This is a genomic window from Nocardioides endophyticus (genome assembly GCF_039543845.1).
Taxonomy (GTDB): Bacteria; Actinomycetota; Actinomycetes; order Propionibacteriales; family Nocardioidaceae; genus Nocardioides; species Nocardioides endophyticus.
Window position 1 is genome coordinate 19,084 of sequence record NZ_BAABKN010000008.1, and the last position, 15,155, is coordinate 34,238.

A 15,155-nucleotide genomic window follows, 5' to 3' on the forward strand; every position below is an offset into this window, starting at 1 on the left:
CGACAAAATATGTAATCTGTCGCCCGATGGATTCACTTCGAGCAGAGTTCTCCCGAGGCACAGAAGAACTTTGCTCCCCACGCCTAGGAGAACTTCGATGATTGACGCGGTGATCGTGGAGGCCGTCAGGTCGCCCATGACAAGGGGCAAGGTCGGCGGCGCGTTGTCGAACCTTCACCCCGTGGAGCTGCTGGCCCAGACCGTCAAGGGGCTTCTTGCTCGAGTCGACATTGACCCGGGCGATGTCGACGACGTCATTGTCGGGTGCGTCAGCCAGGTCGGTGAGCAGGCCGGGAACGTCGGTCGGATGGCCTGGCTGGCGGCAGGTCTGCCGGTGCACGTGCCGGCGACCACGGTCGAACGGAAGTGCGGCTCCAGCCAGCAAGCGGCTCACTTCGCGGCACAGGGGATCGCCGCGGGGGCTTACGACATCGCCGTCGTTGCCGGCGTCGAGTCCATGAGCCGGATTCCCATGGGCGCGAGCACGATCGGAATGGACCCCTACGGCCCTTCCGTGGCTGCCCGATTCGCGCCCGGCCTCATCCCGCAGGGGATCTCGGCGGAACTGATCGCCGCGCGGTGGAAGATCTCACGGGACCAGCAGGACTCCTACGCGGTGAACTCTCATGCGCGCGCCGCGGCTCGTCAGGCCGCCGGAGGGTTCGATCACGAGATCGTGCCGATCGTGGTTCACGACGAGGACGGGAACTCCGTTGTCGTCAGCACCGACGAGACCATCAGGCCCTCGACCAGCGTGGAACGGCTGGCCGAGTTGAAGCCCGCGTTCGAGAACACCAGTTTCATGAAGCGGTTCCCGGAGATCCAGTGGTCAGTGACTGCCGGCAACTCCTCGCAGATCACTGATGGCGCCAGCGCCATGGTGGTCATGAGTGCCGCTCGAGCCCAGGCGCTGGGCCTCACGCCGCGCGCACGGTTCCACACCTTCGCGGTCGCGGCGGATGATCCGATCCTAATGCTGACAGGTCCCATTCCGGCGACCCACAAGCTGCTCAAGCGGGCTGGCCTGTCCATCGGGGACATTGACCACTACGAGATCAACGAGGCCTTCGCGCCCGTGCCCCTGGCTTGGCAGGCCGAGTTCGACGCAGACCCGGCCAGGCTGAACCCGGCCGGGGGTGCCATCGCACTCGGCCACCCGCTCGGCGGCTCCGGTGCGCGCCTGATGACGACCATGCTCCACGCACTCGAGGACAGTGGCGGTCGATTCGGCCTGCAGTCCATGTGCGAAGCCGGCGGCATGGCCAACGCCACCCTCATCGAGCGTCTCTGACCTGACCCGGGTCAAGCATCCCGAAAGGACCACCATGAAGCTCGAAAACAAGTCCGTCCTCGTCACGGGCGGCGCCTCCGGGCTCGGCCTCGCCACTGCCCGCAACCTCGCCAAGGCTGGCGCCACCGTCACCATCCTCGACCTCCCCACCTCGAACGGCGCCGAGGTCGCCGCACAGCTCGCCGGGAAGTTCGTCGGCGGCGACGTCCGTGAAGAGCAGTCAGTCAACGAGGCGCTCGACGTTGCCGAGCGGGCTGGAGGCCTCCGCGCCGTCGTCCACTGCGCAGGCTCGGGTCACACCCTTCGGATCCTCGACAAGGAGGGCAACCCAGCGCCCCTTGAGCACTTCGCCAACGTCATCAACCTCAACTTGATCGGTTCCTTCAACGTGCTTCGACTGGCGGCTGCCCGCATCGCGCGCACCGAGTCGGTCGACGGCGAACGGGGCGTCATCGTCATGACGGCCTCGGTTGCTGCGTTCGAAGGCCAGATCGGACAGATCCCCTACGCTTCCTCCAAGGCAGGAGTCGTCGGCATGACGCTCGTCGCTGCTCGGGACCTGGCGGGAAAGCAGATCCGGGTGTGCACCATCGCGCCCGGCATCTTCGAGACGCCCCTCCTGGGGCGCCTCTCGCAGGAGGTGCGCGATTCCCTTGGTGCCTCGGTCCCGCATCCGAAGCGGCTCGGCAGCCCGGACGAGTACGCCTCCCTGGCCGCTCACATCATTGACAACCCGATGCTCAACGGCGAGACCATCCGTCTCGACGGCGCGATCCGCATGGCTCCGCGGTGACCCATGGATGAGGTCGACTGGCAGCACCGAGACGGATACGCCAAGCTGGTCCTGAACCGGCCAGAACGCAAGAACGCCATTGACACGGCGACCTGGCACCGACTGCAGAAGACACTCGACGCCATCGCCGAGGACACGACTGTGAACGCGGTTGTCATCACCGGCGCCGGCGCCAACTTCTCTGCAGGCGCCGACATCTCGGGCGGATCGTCGAGCCATCGAACCCAGCTTGAGCGCATGGAATGGTTCAACAAGGTCATCCTGGCGCTCCACCGGCTCCCCATTCCCACCATCGCCCAGGTCGACGGCGTCGCCTTTGGTGTCGGTATGAATCTCGCCATCGGCTGCGACTTCGTCATCGCGAGCGACCGAGCGCGGTTCTCGGAGGTATTCGTCAAGCGGGCCTTGTCGGTTGACGGTGGCGGGAGCTGGATGCTCCCGCGGCTCGTCGGGGTTCGTCGAGCCAAGCTTCTCTGCCTGCTGGCCGACACCATCTCCGCAGACGAGGCCCTCGACATGGGACTGCTCACGAAGGTCGTGGACGCCGAAGAGCTCGACGCCGAGGTCGACAAGCTGGCAGCCCGGCTCGTGGCGAGCCCGCGGCTGGCCCTCGTGCAGACCAAGCGCCTGATCGATGAGGGACTCACGCTGACCCTTGAACAAGCGATGGAGAACGAGGCCCGCGCGCAGGCGCTCAACGTTGCCAGCGACGACTTCTCCGCAGCAATGGCCGCGTTCCGCGGTGGCCCGCGACTACCAGCTGAACCTGCAGAATCAGGAGACCGCAATGGCTGACCTCGAGTACGCCGTCGCCAACCACATCGCCACCATCCGGCTCAACAGGCCCGAGAAGAAGAACTCGTTCACCCTCGAGATGGTCGACCAATGGGCCGAGGCATTGCTTCGCGCAGAGGTCGATGACGACGTCCGTGTGGTTGTCCTGACCGGGAGCGGCGACTCCTTCTGCACGGGCGTGGACCTCGGCGTCCTCGATGACCGCGAACGCACCCCGCTGTCCGAGAAGAACCTTCTGGCTAAGCGCGTACATCACGTCGCCCATGCCGCAGAGGCGCTCTCCAAGCCCTACCTTGCCGCGATCAACGGGTTCGCCATCGGGGCCGGCATGGACATGGCCTTGATGGCCGACATTCGGTTCGCGGGCTCCTCGGCCCGCCTCTCGGAGGGATACATCCGAGCGGGCCTAGTGCCGGGAGATGGGGGCTGCTTCTATCTGCCGCGCATCACGGGCACCGCGAGCGCGCTGCGACTGCTGTGGACCGGTGAGTTCATCGACGCCCTCGGCGCACTCGAGCTCGGCATCGTGAGCGAGGTCTGTGCAGACAGCGAACTCGACCACCGGGTGTCGACATTTGCTCACACCCTTGCGTCCCAACCCCCCGTCGCCGTCCAGATGATCAAGCGCGCCGTCTATTCAGGCGCCCGCACCGACTTGCGCACAGCCCTCGATCTGATCAGCTCGCACTTCGCCGTCGTCACCTCCACAGCCGACGCGCAGGAGGCCATGGCCGCCTTCAAGGAACGCCGGCAGGGCACGTTCGTGGGGAAGTGAGTCCGATGACGAACCGAATCACTGAAGTTGATGACCGGGAGGCGCATGCCGATCTGCGTGAGGAGGCCCGCAGCCTGGTGGCCTCCTGGCAGATCGCGGGGCGCTACACGCCGCAAAGCGACAGCTGGCTGCGCGGTTTCGATCCCGAGTTCAGCAAAGAACTCGCCGATCGAAGGCTCATCGGGATCACCTGGCCCGTCGAAGTCGGCGGTCGTGGCCTCTCCAACACGGCCCGCCTCGCGGTGACCGAAGAGCTTCTCCGCGCCGGTGCCCCGGTCGCTGCCCATTGGGTTGGCGACAGACAGATCGGGCCCGCCATCGTCAGGCACGGGCATCCAGCGCTGAAGGACGAACTCCTGCCCGGCATCATCGCGGCCGACTACATCTTCTGCCTCGGAATGAGCGAGCCCGAGGCAGGATCCGACCTGGCGTCACTGACGACCAAAGCGACCAAGGTCGACGGTGGCTGGACCGTCAAGGGACGGAAGATCTGGACCAGCGGCGCGCACCACGCAACGCACATGTACCTGCTGGCGCGGACGGCGCGCGGCGAGAAGAAGCATGCCGGCCTCACCGAGTTCATCCTCGACATGGACACGCCCGGAGTGGACGTTTCGCCGATCGTGGATCTAGCCGGCGAACACCACTTCAACGAGGTGACCCTCGATGAGGTGTTCGTCCCCGACCGCCGGGTGCTCGGTGACGTTGGCGGCGGGTGGTCGCAAGTCGTCGGGCAGCTCTCGTTCGAACGCGGAGGGCCTGAACGGTTCCTGACCACCTACCCTCTCCTCGCCGAGATCATCAAGGTGACACCTTCCAGTTCAGTCGGCTTTCGAGAGGAGGTCGGCTCACTGGTGTCCCGCCTGGCCACACTTCGCGAACTTGCCTGGCAGGTCGCGCACGCAATGGACTCCGGAGCCGCTCCTGTGCAGGAGGCAGCAACGTTGAAGTACCTCGGCAACGCCTTCGAGCACGACGTCATCGAGGTTGCGCGCAGGGCCAGATCACGGGACGCCCTCAGCAGGCACTCGTCCCACAACGCATATCTGCAGGCGCTGCTGGCGTCACCCGGCTACAGCATTCGAGGTGGCGCTGCTGAAGTCCTGTTGTCGCTCATCGCACGTCAAGAGGTCCAGTAGTGGACGAGACTGCAGCTGCCGTCGACGCTCTGGTGGCAGAGTTGGCACGGGACGATGAACGCGCCGACGATGCTGGATTGCCGGTCGTGTGGACTGCCCTGGAGGAGTCGGGACTCAGCACCGTCGGGGTTCCGGAGACTTCCGGAGGTTCGGGTGGCACGCTTTCGGACCTGACGGACCTTGCCCGTTCCTTGGGTCGCCATGCCGTCAGCGCCCCGCTCCTGGAACATGCAACGGCGCGATGGGCTCTCTCGGGGGTCGAAGGGGCGCCCACGGGGGGACTCCTGACCGCCACGTCGAGCCCTCCGGGTAGTGCTCCGCGCGACGGCGCACAGATGACCGTCCGCCAGGTCCCTTGGGCGCGACACGCCAGTCATCTACTCGTCGTCGATGCAGCCGGATTGACGCTGGTCGACCTGGCCCACGAGAGCGTCGATGTCGAGGAGGTCCGCAATGAGGCGGGCGAGCCCCGGGACAACGTGACGTTCGGGCGCGATGCAGCCCGGTCGCTGGAGGCCGTACCGAGTCCAGCCGCAGTGACCAACCGACTCGCGTTGCTCTGGTCGGCAGCCGTCGCGGGAGCAATCGAAGGCACCTACCGGCTGACGCGCGACTATGTGAACTCCCGCCACCAGTTCGGCGCCCCCCTGATCAAGATCCCCGCCGTTGCCGCGCTTCTCGCGACGGTCAAGGTTGAGTTGGTTCAGGTCGACGCATCGCTGGCACGTGCTCGGCGCGAGATGACGGACGAAGGAGACCTACGGCGTGCAACGGCCGCCGTGGGTTCTGCTCGCGTCGTGTCAGCACGCGCCGCCACCGTCGCTGCCCGGTTGAGCCATCAACTGCACGGCGCCATGGGAATCACAGCTGAGTACCCCCTTCATCGGCACACCACCCGCCTGTGGGCGTGGCGCGACGAAGCCGGATCCGAGCTCGAGTGGGCGACCGGTCTTGGCGATATGGCGCTGAGCCTCGGCGAAGAGGGACTGTGGGACGCACTGACGAACTAGTGGGCCTCGCGTCGGCAGCCCAGTTGACACATTTCGGCGACTGACAAGCGCTGCGGTCCGCGACCGATTCGAAACAGTTCAACTTCGCCGAGTGAAACCCTTGGCACACATATGACAAATAGCGTAATCTGTCGCCCAAGGCAGAGTGTGATGCAGCGCACGTGCACGCGTCACACCTGAAGTCACATCAAGCCTACGGGTGACAATATACGCAAATCGTAACTCGACACCTCAGAGCCTTCGTGCTTCATCGGCGCGGACCGAGGAGTTGCTCGTTCACCACCCAGACAACGAGCACCCACATGAGCTCACATGTTCGAGAAAGGGGCGTCTCTGACGGTCCACCCATCGAGGAGGCGGTCCGTACTGGGGAATGTGCCTCGGACGGTGGCGAGGCTTCTGGCGCCCATCCGTGGCTTCGCGTCCGAAGCCGGCGGCATGGCCCAGCTGCTCGGAGCCGTCGTCTGGAGCGCCGTCCGGCACCCCGTGAGTACTGGGTGACGTCCTCGAAGATCTCGGTGGAGGGCGCGGCCTTGAGTCCGAGAAGGAGAACACATGAACGTCAAGAGGGAGAACACATGAACGTCAAGAGGGAGAACACATGAACGTCAAGAGGTGGGTCACGCTCGTTGCGTGCCTGGCAGTGTCGACGACCGGTCTGGCCGCTTGTTCAGGAGACTCGGATGGCGGTGACGATGCGTCGAATTACAACTCCCTCGAGGGAGACCCGATCGTCATCGGGACGATCTGCAGCTGCTCGGGTGTCCAGGCGGCCGCGCTCGGCAAGTCCGCCGAGGGCGTCAAGGCCTGGACCAAGCAGATCAACGACGCCGGTGGCCTGAACGGCCACCCGGTCAAGCTGATCGCCAAGGACGACGGTGGTGACCCGGCCGAGGCGCTGCAGGCGGCGAAGGAGCTCGTCGAGGAGGAGAAGGTCATCGCGATCGTCGGTGACATGAGCGTGGCCGACGGCGCCTTCCAGGAGTACGTCGAGGGCAAGCAGATCCCCGTGGTCGGTGGACTCGCCCTCGAGAAGTCCTTCCTGGTCAGCCCGTTCTTCTTCGCCTCCGGGTCCTCTGCCGTGGTCACGACGTACGGGATAATGAAGGAAGCCAAGGCGGCGGGCGCGTCGAAGCTCGGGACGCTCTACTGCGCCGAGTCTCCGCTGTGTGCCGAGGTCGACGGCCTGGGCCAGGCGTTCGGTCAGATGATCGGGATCGAGTGGCAGTCGGGCAAGATCTCGGCCACCCAGCCGAACTACACCGCGCAGTGCCTCTCCATGAAGGAGGGGGGAGTTGACGCGCTCTTCCTGGCGCACAACGCCACGGTCGGCGTTCGCGCCGCGTCGGACTGCACCAAGGCCGGCTACCAGCCGCGTGCGGTGGGCCAGCTGAACCCGGTCGCTCCTCAGATGATCGCCAGCACGGACTTCGAGGGCGCCCTCCTCATCGGCGCCAATGCGACGCACACCGACGACAACGTGCCCGGCGTCAAGGAGTTCCTGCATGCCGTCGAAGCCTACGAGTCGGGTCTGACCAAGGACGCCCAGTTCACGCTCCCGGTCATCCAGTCCTGGGCCGGAGCGAAGCTGTTCGAGGCCGCGGCAACAGAGGTGAAGCTGACGCCGGAGTCGACCTCGGCGGACGTGCTTGAGGGCCTCTACTCACTGAAGGACGAGACCCTCGGTGGCCTCTCTGCGCCGCTCAACTTCACCAAGGGAAAGCCCGCGTTCCCGTCCTGTTACTTCGTCGCGACGATCGAGGACAAGGCACTCGTCGCCAAGCAGTCGGAGCCGGTCTGCCTGGATGCCGAGGAACTCGGCGCCATGGGCCAGCTCCTGCAGACGATGGCCGGATAGTCGCAACGAGCTGTCACGTCGGGCTCTCGGGTGCCCGACCTCGGGTGCTGGCCGACGCTCTACGGCGTCGGCCGGCACTCCGGTCACCGAAGATTCCGCGCGTCGCGTTCCTGCCGGACGCGCACCGGTCACTTGTGAGGGAGCATCATGACCGAGTACTTACCCTTCATCGTCGCGGGTCTGGTGACCGGCGCCGTCTACGGGCTGGCCGGCGTCGGCCTGGTCCTTACCTACAAGACTTCCGGGGTCTTCAACTTCGCCCACGGCGCACTCGCCACCGTCGCGGCATACGCGTTCTTCGTCCTGAATGTCGAGCACGAGGTCTCCTGGCCGATCGCCGCTGCCGGCGCGATCCTCGTGGCCGGGCCCGTCATGGGTCTCATCCTGGAGCTCATCACACGCCGGATCGCGACGGCCGGGCTCGCCTACCAGGTCTCGGCCACGGTCGGTCTGCTGCTCGTCGTCGAGGCTGGAACTGACCTGCTCTTCGACCCGACCGTCATCCGGGTGGTGCCGGCCTTCCTCACCGAGGAGAGCTTCACGCTCCTGGACACGAGCATCGCCTGGGCTGACGTGATCGTCTTCGCGTTCGCCATCGTGGTGACCGCGGCGCTCGCACTCTTCTTCCGGGTCTCCCGGACCGGACTGCAAATGCGCGCGGTGGTCGACAACCCCGAGCTGCTCTCGCTCTTCGGCGGCAGCCCCGCGTTCACCCGCCGGCTCGCCTGGGTCCTGGGCAGCGTCCTCGTGGCGGCGTCGGGCGTGCTGCTCGCTCCGCTCCTTCCCCTCGACCCGTTGCAGCTGACGCTGCTGGTCGTCGCGGCCTTCGGTGCCGCGGCCATCGGCTCCTTCTCGAGCCTCCCGCTGACACTGTTCGGTGGCCTGCTCATCGGTGTGCTCGCCTCGCTGTCCACCAAGTGGTTCCTCACCGGTGTGCTCTCGGGGGTTCCGGTCTCGCTGCCCTTCATCGTCCTGTTCGCGGTCCTGCTGGTGTTCCCGAAGCGGCGCCTCGCGGGGAAGGCGTTCTCGGTGGCGAGGTCGCGCCCGACGTGGTCCGCGCCGGCCTCCGCGCAGCTCGTCGGCGGGGCCTTGGTGATCGCGTTCCTGGCGACGGTGCCGTCCTTCGCCGGCGTCCGGCTCACCGCCTGGACCGTGGCGGTGGCGTCCGTGCTCGTGTTCCTCTCGCTGAGCCTGCTCGTTCGGACCTCGGGCCAGGTGTCGCTCGCCCATGTCTCCTTCACCGCGATGGGTGCCGCTGCGTTCTCGCACCTGGCCGTCGACCAGGAGATGCCGTGGCTGGTTGCGCTCTTCCTGGCCGGCCTGATCGCCGTACCGATCGGTGCGGTGCTGGCCATCCCGGCGATCCGGCTCACCGGGCTCTACCTGGCGCTGGCCACGTTCGGCTTCGGGATCCTCCTCCAGAGCATGTTCTACTCACAGGACTACATGTTCGGCGCAACGGGCCTCGGACTGCCCGAGCCGCGGCCGGGCTGGTCGTGGGTCGACGTGCAGTCCGACGAGGGCTACTACTACCTCGTCCTCGGTTTCGTCGCGATCGCGACCGGACTGGTGATCTGGTTGAACAAGTCCCGCCTCGGCCGGTTGATGCGGGGGCTCGCGGACTCGCCGATGGCCGTCGCCACGTCCGGGGCCGAGGTCAATGTCACCCGGGTCATGGTCTTCTGCCTGTCGGCCTTCCTTGCTGCGGTCGGCGGTGCGCTCGCCGCGGTGGCGCAGACGACGGTCAACGGCGACTCCTACCAGCCCCTGACGTCCCTGGTCTTCTTCGTCCTCGTCATGGTGGTCCTTGGTGGCGAGCCGTGGAACGCGGTCATCGCGTCCGCGCTCTTCTTCCTGGTCCCCGCCTACATGGAGACCGGCGACATCACGACCTGGACCCAGGTGGGCTTCGGCGTCGCCGGTGTCGTGATCGCGTTGCTGCCGGCGGCCGCCCGTGAGGTGCCGCGGCCGATCCGCGAACTGGTCGATCGTGTGTCCCGCAGAGGTCGCCGCACCAAGGCGGCGCCCGTCGCCGGCCAGCGGCCCCTGGTGGAGGCAGGCACCCTCGAGGTGCGTGACCTGAACGTCCGCTTCGGCGGCGTGCACGCGGTGGACGGGGTGTCCCTGTCCGCTCCCACGGGCTCCATCACCGGCCTCATCGGTCCCAACGGTGCGGGCAAGACGACGACGTTCAATGCCTGCTCGGGGATCAACCGGCCGTCCTCCGGAACGGTCTGTCTCGACGGCCACAACGTCAGCCGCCGCGGTCCGGCGTACCGGGCCCGGCGCGGGATCGGCCGGACCTTCCAGAAGATGGAGCTGTTCGAGTCGCTGACCGTGCGCGAGAACGTCGCCCTCGGCGCCGAAGCCGCACGCTCCGGCTTCAACCCGCTCAGCCATGTCTTCTCGAACCCGGTCAGGTCCAGGCGGGCTGCGGCTGACACCCAGCACGCCATCGAGCTGTGCGCGCTGTCCGAGCTGGCCGAACGCCCGGTGAGTGCGCTCTCGACCGGCCAGCGCCGGCTGGTCGAGCTGGCCCGCTGCCTGGCCGGCGACTTCCGGATCCTGCTGCTCGACGAGCCGTCCTCGGGCCTGGACCACGCCGAGACGGAGTTCTTCGGCACCATCCTGAAGAACGTCGTGGCAGAGCGTGGCCTCGGCATCCTGCTCGTCGAGCACGACATGTCCCTGGTCCTCGACGTCTGTGCCTACATCTACGTCCTCGACTTCGGCAAGCCCATCTACGACGGGAGCCCCGAGCAGGTGACGGCCTCGCCGATCGTGCGCGCGGCGTACCTCGGGGACGCCGAGGTCGAGACCGCAATCGAGCTGGAGGTGACGGCGTGAGTACGACGACTGCGACAACGCCGGTTCTCGGGATCAACGGGCTCACCGCGCGTTACGGGGCTGCCACGGTCCTCCGTGGCGTCGACCTGCAGGTCAAGCCCGGCGAGGTGGTGGCCTTGCTCGGCCCCAACGGCGCCGGCAAGACCACGCTGATGCGCACGGCGGCCGGGTTGGTCCCCGCGAGTGCAGGGACCGTGACCCTGGCCGGCGTCGACGTGACCCGGCGGAGTCCGCACCGCCGTGCCAGGGCCGGACTTTGTCTGGTCCCGGAAGGCCGCGGCATCTTCCCGAGCCTCACCGTGCGCGAGAACCTGCGTCTCCAGGGCGCGCCGCGACAGCGCAAGGAGACGCTGGACCGGATCGTGGAGGCCTTCCCGGTCCTCGGCGAGCGCCTCGGCGCTCCGGCCGCGCGCCTGTCGGGCGGGCAGCAGCAGATGATCGCGCTCGGCCGGAGCCTGGTCACCAACCCGGATGTCGTGATGCTCGACGAGGTCTCGATGGGCCTGGCGCCCCTGGTCATCGACCAGATCTTCGAGGCGCTGGAACGGCTTGCGCGGACCGGGACGGCACTCCTCGTCGTCGAGCAGTACGTCAGCCGCGCCCTGGCCATGGCCGACAGCGTCTACGTGCTCTCGCGCGGCCAGGTCAGCTGGCACGGCACCCCGTCGGAGATCACGGAGGAGGAGATCATGCGGCGCTACCTCGCCGTGGAGCTCCCCGGGGGTGGAGAAGTGGCGTGAGCCCTGCCCGCTGGACCGGCTGGCGCGCGCCGAGCTGGGGCACTGGGGAACCGGTCCTCAATCACTCGACGCGTTGATGTGGCGGACCGGATCGGGATGGACCCGACCGCGACGAGCAGCCTGGTGGCGTCATTGTCATCGAGGCGGACACCGTCGCGGTGGAACCGCTGCACGCGGCTGAGTGCCCGGTGGCTCTCAAGCTTCGATGTGTTCTCGCGCGCCGACTCCCGGGTCCCGGGCAGCAGCTTCTCCACCGGCCCTCGGTCGCCGACCAGCGACTCCGCGAGAGAGTCGCGACTGGCCGCCGGCTGGGTGCGCCCGCTCATGATAGTCATGGCGGCGACGCGCTCGCGGGCGGCGTCGGTCTGGAGGCCCATGTCGCCGGTGTCGAGGTCGGTCCACCGGCTCTCATCGGCCCACAGCAGGACGCGGGTGTCGATCCCGATGTGTCGAGTCGGGCCGCGAACTCGGTGCAGACATCGTGTGCCATCTGCCAGTCGCCGGTGATGCAGACGATGCCGACGCTGGCGCCGGGCTTGGCGTAGCGGGTGAGGCCGTCGCGGATGGAACGCCACACCAGCTCGCGGTCGCGCGGCGTCGTCGGCAGGTCGACTCGGGCGACGGGGAGGTCGGAGCGCATCGGGACGAAGACGATGGACTCATGAGGCTTGAAGCCGAGCAGGTGCGGGATGACCGCGATCAGCTCGTCGGGGGAGTGGATGGAGAGTGTCATACCTCCTAGGTGTGCGACCCCGACCCGCGTCGTACGGCCCCGGCTCTGGGCCGCGCTGGGGCCGCAGAACAACGAAAAGCGACCCCTGACGCTGACAGACGCCGAAAGACGTTTGTGCAGGTCAGGAGCCGTTCTCGGCAACTACTGACAGAGGGTGAAAACCCTCGGATCAGATGTCGTAGTAGAGCTCGAACTCGTGCGGGTGCGGGCGCAGCTGCACGGGCGCGATCTCGTGGGTGCGCTTGTAGTCGATCCACGTCTCGATCAGGTCGGGCGTGAAGACGTTGCCCACCGTGAGGAAGTCGTGGTCGGCCTCGAGGGCCACGAGCACGGCGTCGAGCGAGGTCGGCACCTGGTCGATCTCTGCCATCTCGTCCGGCGGGAGCTCGTAGATGTCCTTGTCGATCGGTGCGGGCGGCTCGATCTTGTTCTTGATGCCGTCGACACCGGCCAGGAGCAGCGCGGAGAAGGCGAGGTACGGGTTCGCCGACGGGTCGGGGAACCGGGTCTCGATGCGCTTCGCCTTCGGGTTTGAGCCCGTGATCGGGATGCGGACCGAGGCCGAGCGGTTGCGCGAGGAGTACACCAGCGAGATCGGGGCCTCGAAGCCCGGCACCAGGCGGTGGTAGGAGTTCACCGTGGGGTTGGTGAACGCCAGCAGCGCCGGGGCGTGCTTCAGGATGCCACCGATGTACCAGCGGGCCATGTCGGACAGGCCGCCGTACCCGGTCTCGTCGTAGAAGAGCGGCTCGCCGCCGGTCCACAGCGACTGGTGCACGTGCATGCCCGAGCCGTTGTCGCCGAAGATCGGCTTCGGCATGAAGGTGACGGACTTGCCGGCGTTCCAGGCGGTGTTCTTGATGAGGTACTTGAACTTCATCACGTCGTCCGCGGCCTTGAGCAGCGTGTCGAAGCGGTAGTTGATCTCGGCCTGGCCGGCGGTGCCGACCTCGTGGTGGGCGCGCTCGACGAGCAGACCGGAGGCCTCGAGGTTCTTCACCATGTCGTCGCGCAGGTCGCCGTAGTGGTCGTACGGCGCGACGGGGAAGTAGCCACCCTTGAAGCGGGTCTTGTAGCCGAGGTTGTCGCCCTCCTTGCCGGAGTTCCACCAGCCCTCGATCGAGTCGATGTGGTAGTAGCCCTCGTTGGCAGCGGTGGAGTAGCGGACGCTGTCGAAGATGTAGAACTCCGCCTCGGGGGCGAAGAAGGCCGTGTCCGCGATGCCCGTGGTCTCGAGGTAGGCGAGTGCCTTGCGCGCGATGTTGCGCGGGTCGCGGGAGTAGGCCTCGCCGGTGATCGGGTCATGGATGAAGAAGCTCAGGTTCAGCGTCTTCGCCGTGCGGAACGGGTCGAGGTACGCCGTCGACGGGTCCGGGAACAGCGCCATGTCGGACTCGTTGATCGCCTGGAAGCCGCGGATCGAGGAGCCGTCGAAGGCCAGGCCGTCGTCGAAGACCGACTGGTCGAACGACGAGACCGGGACGGTGAAGTGCTGCTCGATGCCGGGCAGGTCGACGAAGCGCACGTCGACCATCTCGACGCCTTCATCCTTGATGTACTTGAGCAGCTCGTCGCTGTTCTGGAACATTCGTCCTCCTTGGCCGCGCGTACAGGCGCCGGCCGACGTGCGTGCGGATCGACAGCCCGGTGCGGCACTGCGCCGGACAGCCTGAAATTACGTACAGGTCGTTTCTTGACCGTATCGGGTTTATTTCGCCCGTGTAACAGGTGCCCACCGGGGGAGCCTCCGGGAGCGGCGTCCTACGCTGTCCACCGTGTCCGACCCCCGTGCCCTGCCGTACGAGACCGCGTCCTGGGGACGTCGGGTGCTCGCGCTGATCGTCGACTGGTTCGCCTGCGTGGCGGTCGTCAGCCTCTTCACGCCGGTGTTCGGTACGACGGGCGGGCCGGGCAGCACGTACACGTTGGCGCTCTTCGTGCTGGAGTCGGCCGTGCTGACCTGCACGGTGGGCGGCTCCTTCGGCAAGATGGTGACCAGGCTGCGGGTGGTCCGCATCGACAGCGGCGGCCGACTCGACCCGCTCCGGTCGCTGGCCCGCTCGATCCTGGTCGCGCTGGTGATCCCGCCGCTCGTCTTCCGGCCGGACCGCCGCGGACTGCACGACATGGCCGCCGGTACGGCGACGGTCACGCTGCGGACCGCCACCCGCCAGCAGGGGTAGCCCGCCCGGGTGTTTGCGCGCTTGGTGGCCCGGGAGATGCTGGGGACATGACACGCTCGATTGCCGCCCGTCGTACGCTCGCCGCCGCCGCCCTGGCGCCACTGCTCGTCGCGGGCCTGGCCGCCTGCGGGGACGACGACTCCGGATCGCAGGCGAAGGAGAAGGAGCCCGCGGCTGCTGCCGCGGTTCTGACCGGCCTGCAGAAGGGCGACGAGGTCGACCCGGGCGACTTCGTCGACACCATCAGCGACGGGGTCAAGGCGTCGACCACCGCGCACATGACGATGAAGGTGGGCCTCGGGTCGATGGGGGAGATGAGCGGTGAGGGCGACCTCGACTACACCGCGGACCCGCCCGAGCTCGCGATGACGATGGACCTGCCGATGGCAGGCAGCACGAAGACCGACATGCGGTACGTCGACGGCGTGTTCTACATGTCGCTGGGAGACCTGTCCGGCGGCAAGTTCTGGAAGCTGGACCCGTCCGACCCGGACAGCCCGCTGGGCGACATGGGCAGCATGCTCGACCAGGTCGACCCCATGGGCACCCTGGAGAAGCTGGAGCCCGCGATCGACACCGTGACGTACGCCGGGGACGACGACGTCGACGGCCAGTCGCTCGACCACTACGAGCTGACGGTCGACCCTGCCGATCTCGCGAAGACGATGGACCTGCCGGACGAGGCGAAGTCACAGCTGCCCGACACGATCACCTACGACATCTGGCTCGACGACGAGCACCGGCTGTCGAAGATGCACATGGACCTGCCCGTCGCGGGCACGGAGTCCAGCATCGACGTCACCGCCTCCGACTGGGGCAAGGACGTCACCATCGAGGCTCCGCCGGCCGACGAGGTCACCGAGATGCCGGACATGGGCTCGATGATGCCCGGCGGGACCGTCGCCGGCTGACGGTGGTTTCGAGGCTCGGCGCTAGTGACCCGGATTTGAGATCCGCTGCATAAGTCGTCCGAGGCTGCTGAGGATCTGTT

General features: G+C 67.1%; 13 protein-coding genes. 11 read left to right on the forward strand and 2 right to left on the reverse strand.

Translation table 11 applies throughout. From position 1 onward, the window contains the following. Positions 1 to 97 precede the first annotated feature (97 nt). From ABEA33_RS05800 to ABEA33_RS05840, 9 genes are all read left to right on the forward strand, one after another. Positions 98 to 1,291 carry a thiolase family protein gene (locus ABEA33_RS05800; protein WP_345525731.1) on the forward strand — a complete coding sequence of 398 codons (1,194 nt, stop codon included), beginning with the start codon at positions 98 to 100 and terminating at the stop codon, positions 1,289 to 1,291. A gap of 34 nt (positions 1,292 to 1,325) precedes the next feature. Next, positions 1,326 to 2,084, forward strand: coding sequence for an SDR family NAD(P)-dependent oxidoreductase (locus ABEA33_RS05805; RefSeq protein ID WP_345525732.1), 759 nt, complete (start codon positions 1,326 to 1,328; stop codon positions 2,082 to 2,084). A gap of 3 nt (positions 2,085 to 2,087) precedes the next feature. Further along, positions 2,088 to 2,879, forward strand: a complete 792-nt coding sequence (locus ABEA33_RS05810) for an enoyl-CoA hydratase/isomerase family protein (RefSeq protein ID WP_345525733.1) — start codon at positions 2,088 to 2,090, stop codon at positions 2,877 to 2,879. Continuing rightward, on the forward strand, positions 2,872 to 3,654 hold the full coding sequence (locus ABEA33_RS05815; RefSeq protein ID WP_345525734.1) for an enoyl-CoA hydratase/isomerase family protein: 783 nt from the start codon (positions 2,872 to 2,874) through the stop codon (positions 3,652 to 3,654). Before ABEA33_RS05810 ends, ABEA33_RS05815 begins: the two co-directional genes overlap by 8 nt. A 5-nt stretch (positions 3,655 to 3,659) precedes the next feature. Next, entirely contained in the window at positions 3,660 to 4,793 is a 1,134-nt protein-coding gene (locus ABEA33_RS05820) for an acyl-CoA dehydrogenase family protein (protein WP_345525735.1), read from the forward strand. A 335-nt stretch (positions 4,794 to 5,128) separates the two neighbouring features. Then, positions 5,129 to 5,803: an acyl-CoA dehydrogenase family protein gene (locus ABEA33_RS05825; protein WP_345525736.1), complete on the forward strand. Its 675-nt coding sequence runs from the start codon at positions 5,129 to 5,131 to the stop codon at positions 5,801 to 5,803. A 601-nt stretch (positions 5,804 to 6,404) separates the two neighbouring features. Further along, positions 6,405 to 7,661: an ABC transporter substrate-binding protein gene (locus ABEA33_RS05830; RefSeq protein WP_345525737.1), complete on the forward strand. Its 1,257-nt coding sequence runs from the start codon at positions 6,405 to 6,407 to the stop codon at positions 7,659 to 7,661. Between the two features lie 147 nt (positions 7,662 to 7,808). Further along, entirely contained in the window at positions 7,809 to 10,508 is a 2,700-nt protein-coding gene (locus tag ABEA33_RS05835; protein ID WP_345525738.1) for an ABC transporter permease subunit, read from the forward strand. Next, positions 10,505 to 11,248 carry an ABC transporter ATP-binding protein gene (locus ABEA33_RS05840; RefSeq protein WP_345525739.1) on the forward strand — a complete coding sequence of 248 codons (744 nt, stop codon included), beginning with the start codon at positions 10,505 to 10,507 and terminating at the stop codon, positions 11,246 to 11,248. The genes ABEA33_RS05835 and ABEA33_RS05840 overlap by 4 nt, the downstream gene beginning before the upstream one ends. A gap of 331 nt (positions 11,249 to 11,579) precedes the next feature. Here ABEA33_RS05840 and ABEA33_RS05845 read toward each other — a convergent pair whose 3' ends face one another. Then, the gene (locus ABEA33_RS05845; protein WP_345525740.1) at positions 11,580 to 11,981 is read right to left on the reverse strand and encodes a DUF4192 family protein; all 402 of its coding nucleotides are present in this window, start codon (positions 11,979 to 11,981) and stop codon (positions 11,580 to 11,582) included. A 169-nt stretch (positions 11,982 to 12,150) separates the two neighbouring features. Beyond that, positions 12,151 to 13,569 (reverse strand): type I glutamate--ammonia ligase, encoded by a 1,419-nt coding sequence (gene glnA, locus ABEA33_RS05850; RefSeq protein WP_345525741.1) that lies wholly within the window; start codon positions 13,567 to 13,569, stop codon positions 12,151 to 12,153. Positions 13,570 to 13,756: 187 nt separating this feature from the next. Between glnA and ABEA33_RS05855 the strand changes: the two genes are divergently transcribed. Continuing rightward, a complete protein-coding gene (locus tag ABEA33_RS05855; RefSeq protein ID WP_345525742.1) occupies positions 13,757 to 14,164 on the forward strand; it encodes an RDD family protein in 408 nt (135 codons plus the stop codon). Positions 14,165 to 14,211: 47 nt separating this feature from the next. Continuing rightward, complete coding sequence (locus ABEA33_RS05860; RefSeq protein WP_345525743.1) at positions 14,212 to 15,075, forward strand: SCO4651 family lipoprotein; 864 nt, start codon at positions 14,212 to 14,214, stop codon at positions 15,073 to 15,075. Positions 15,076 to 15,155 lie beyond the last annotated feature (80 nt).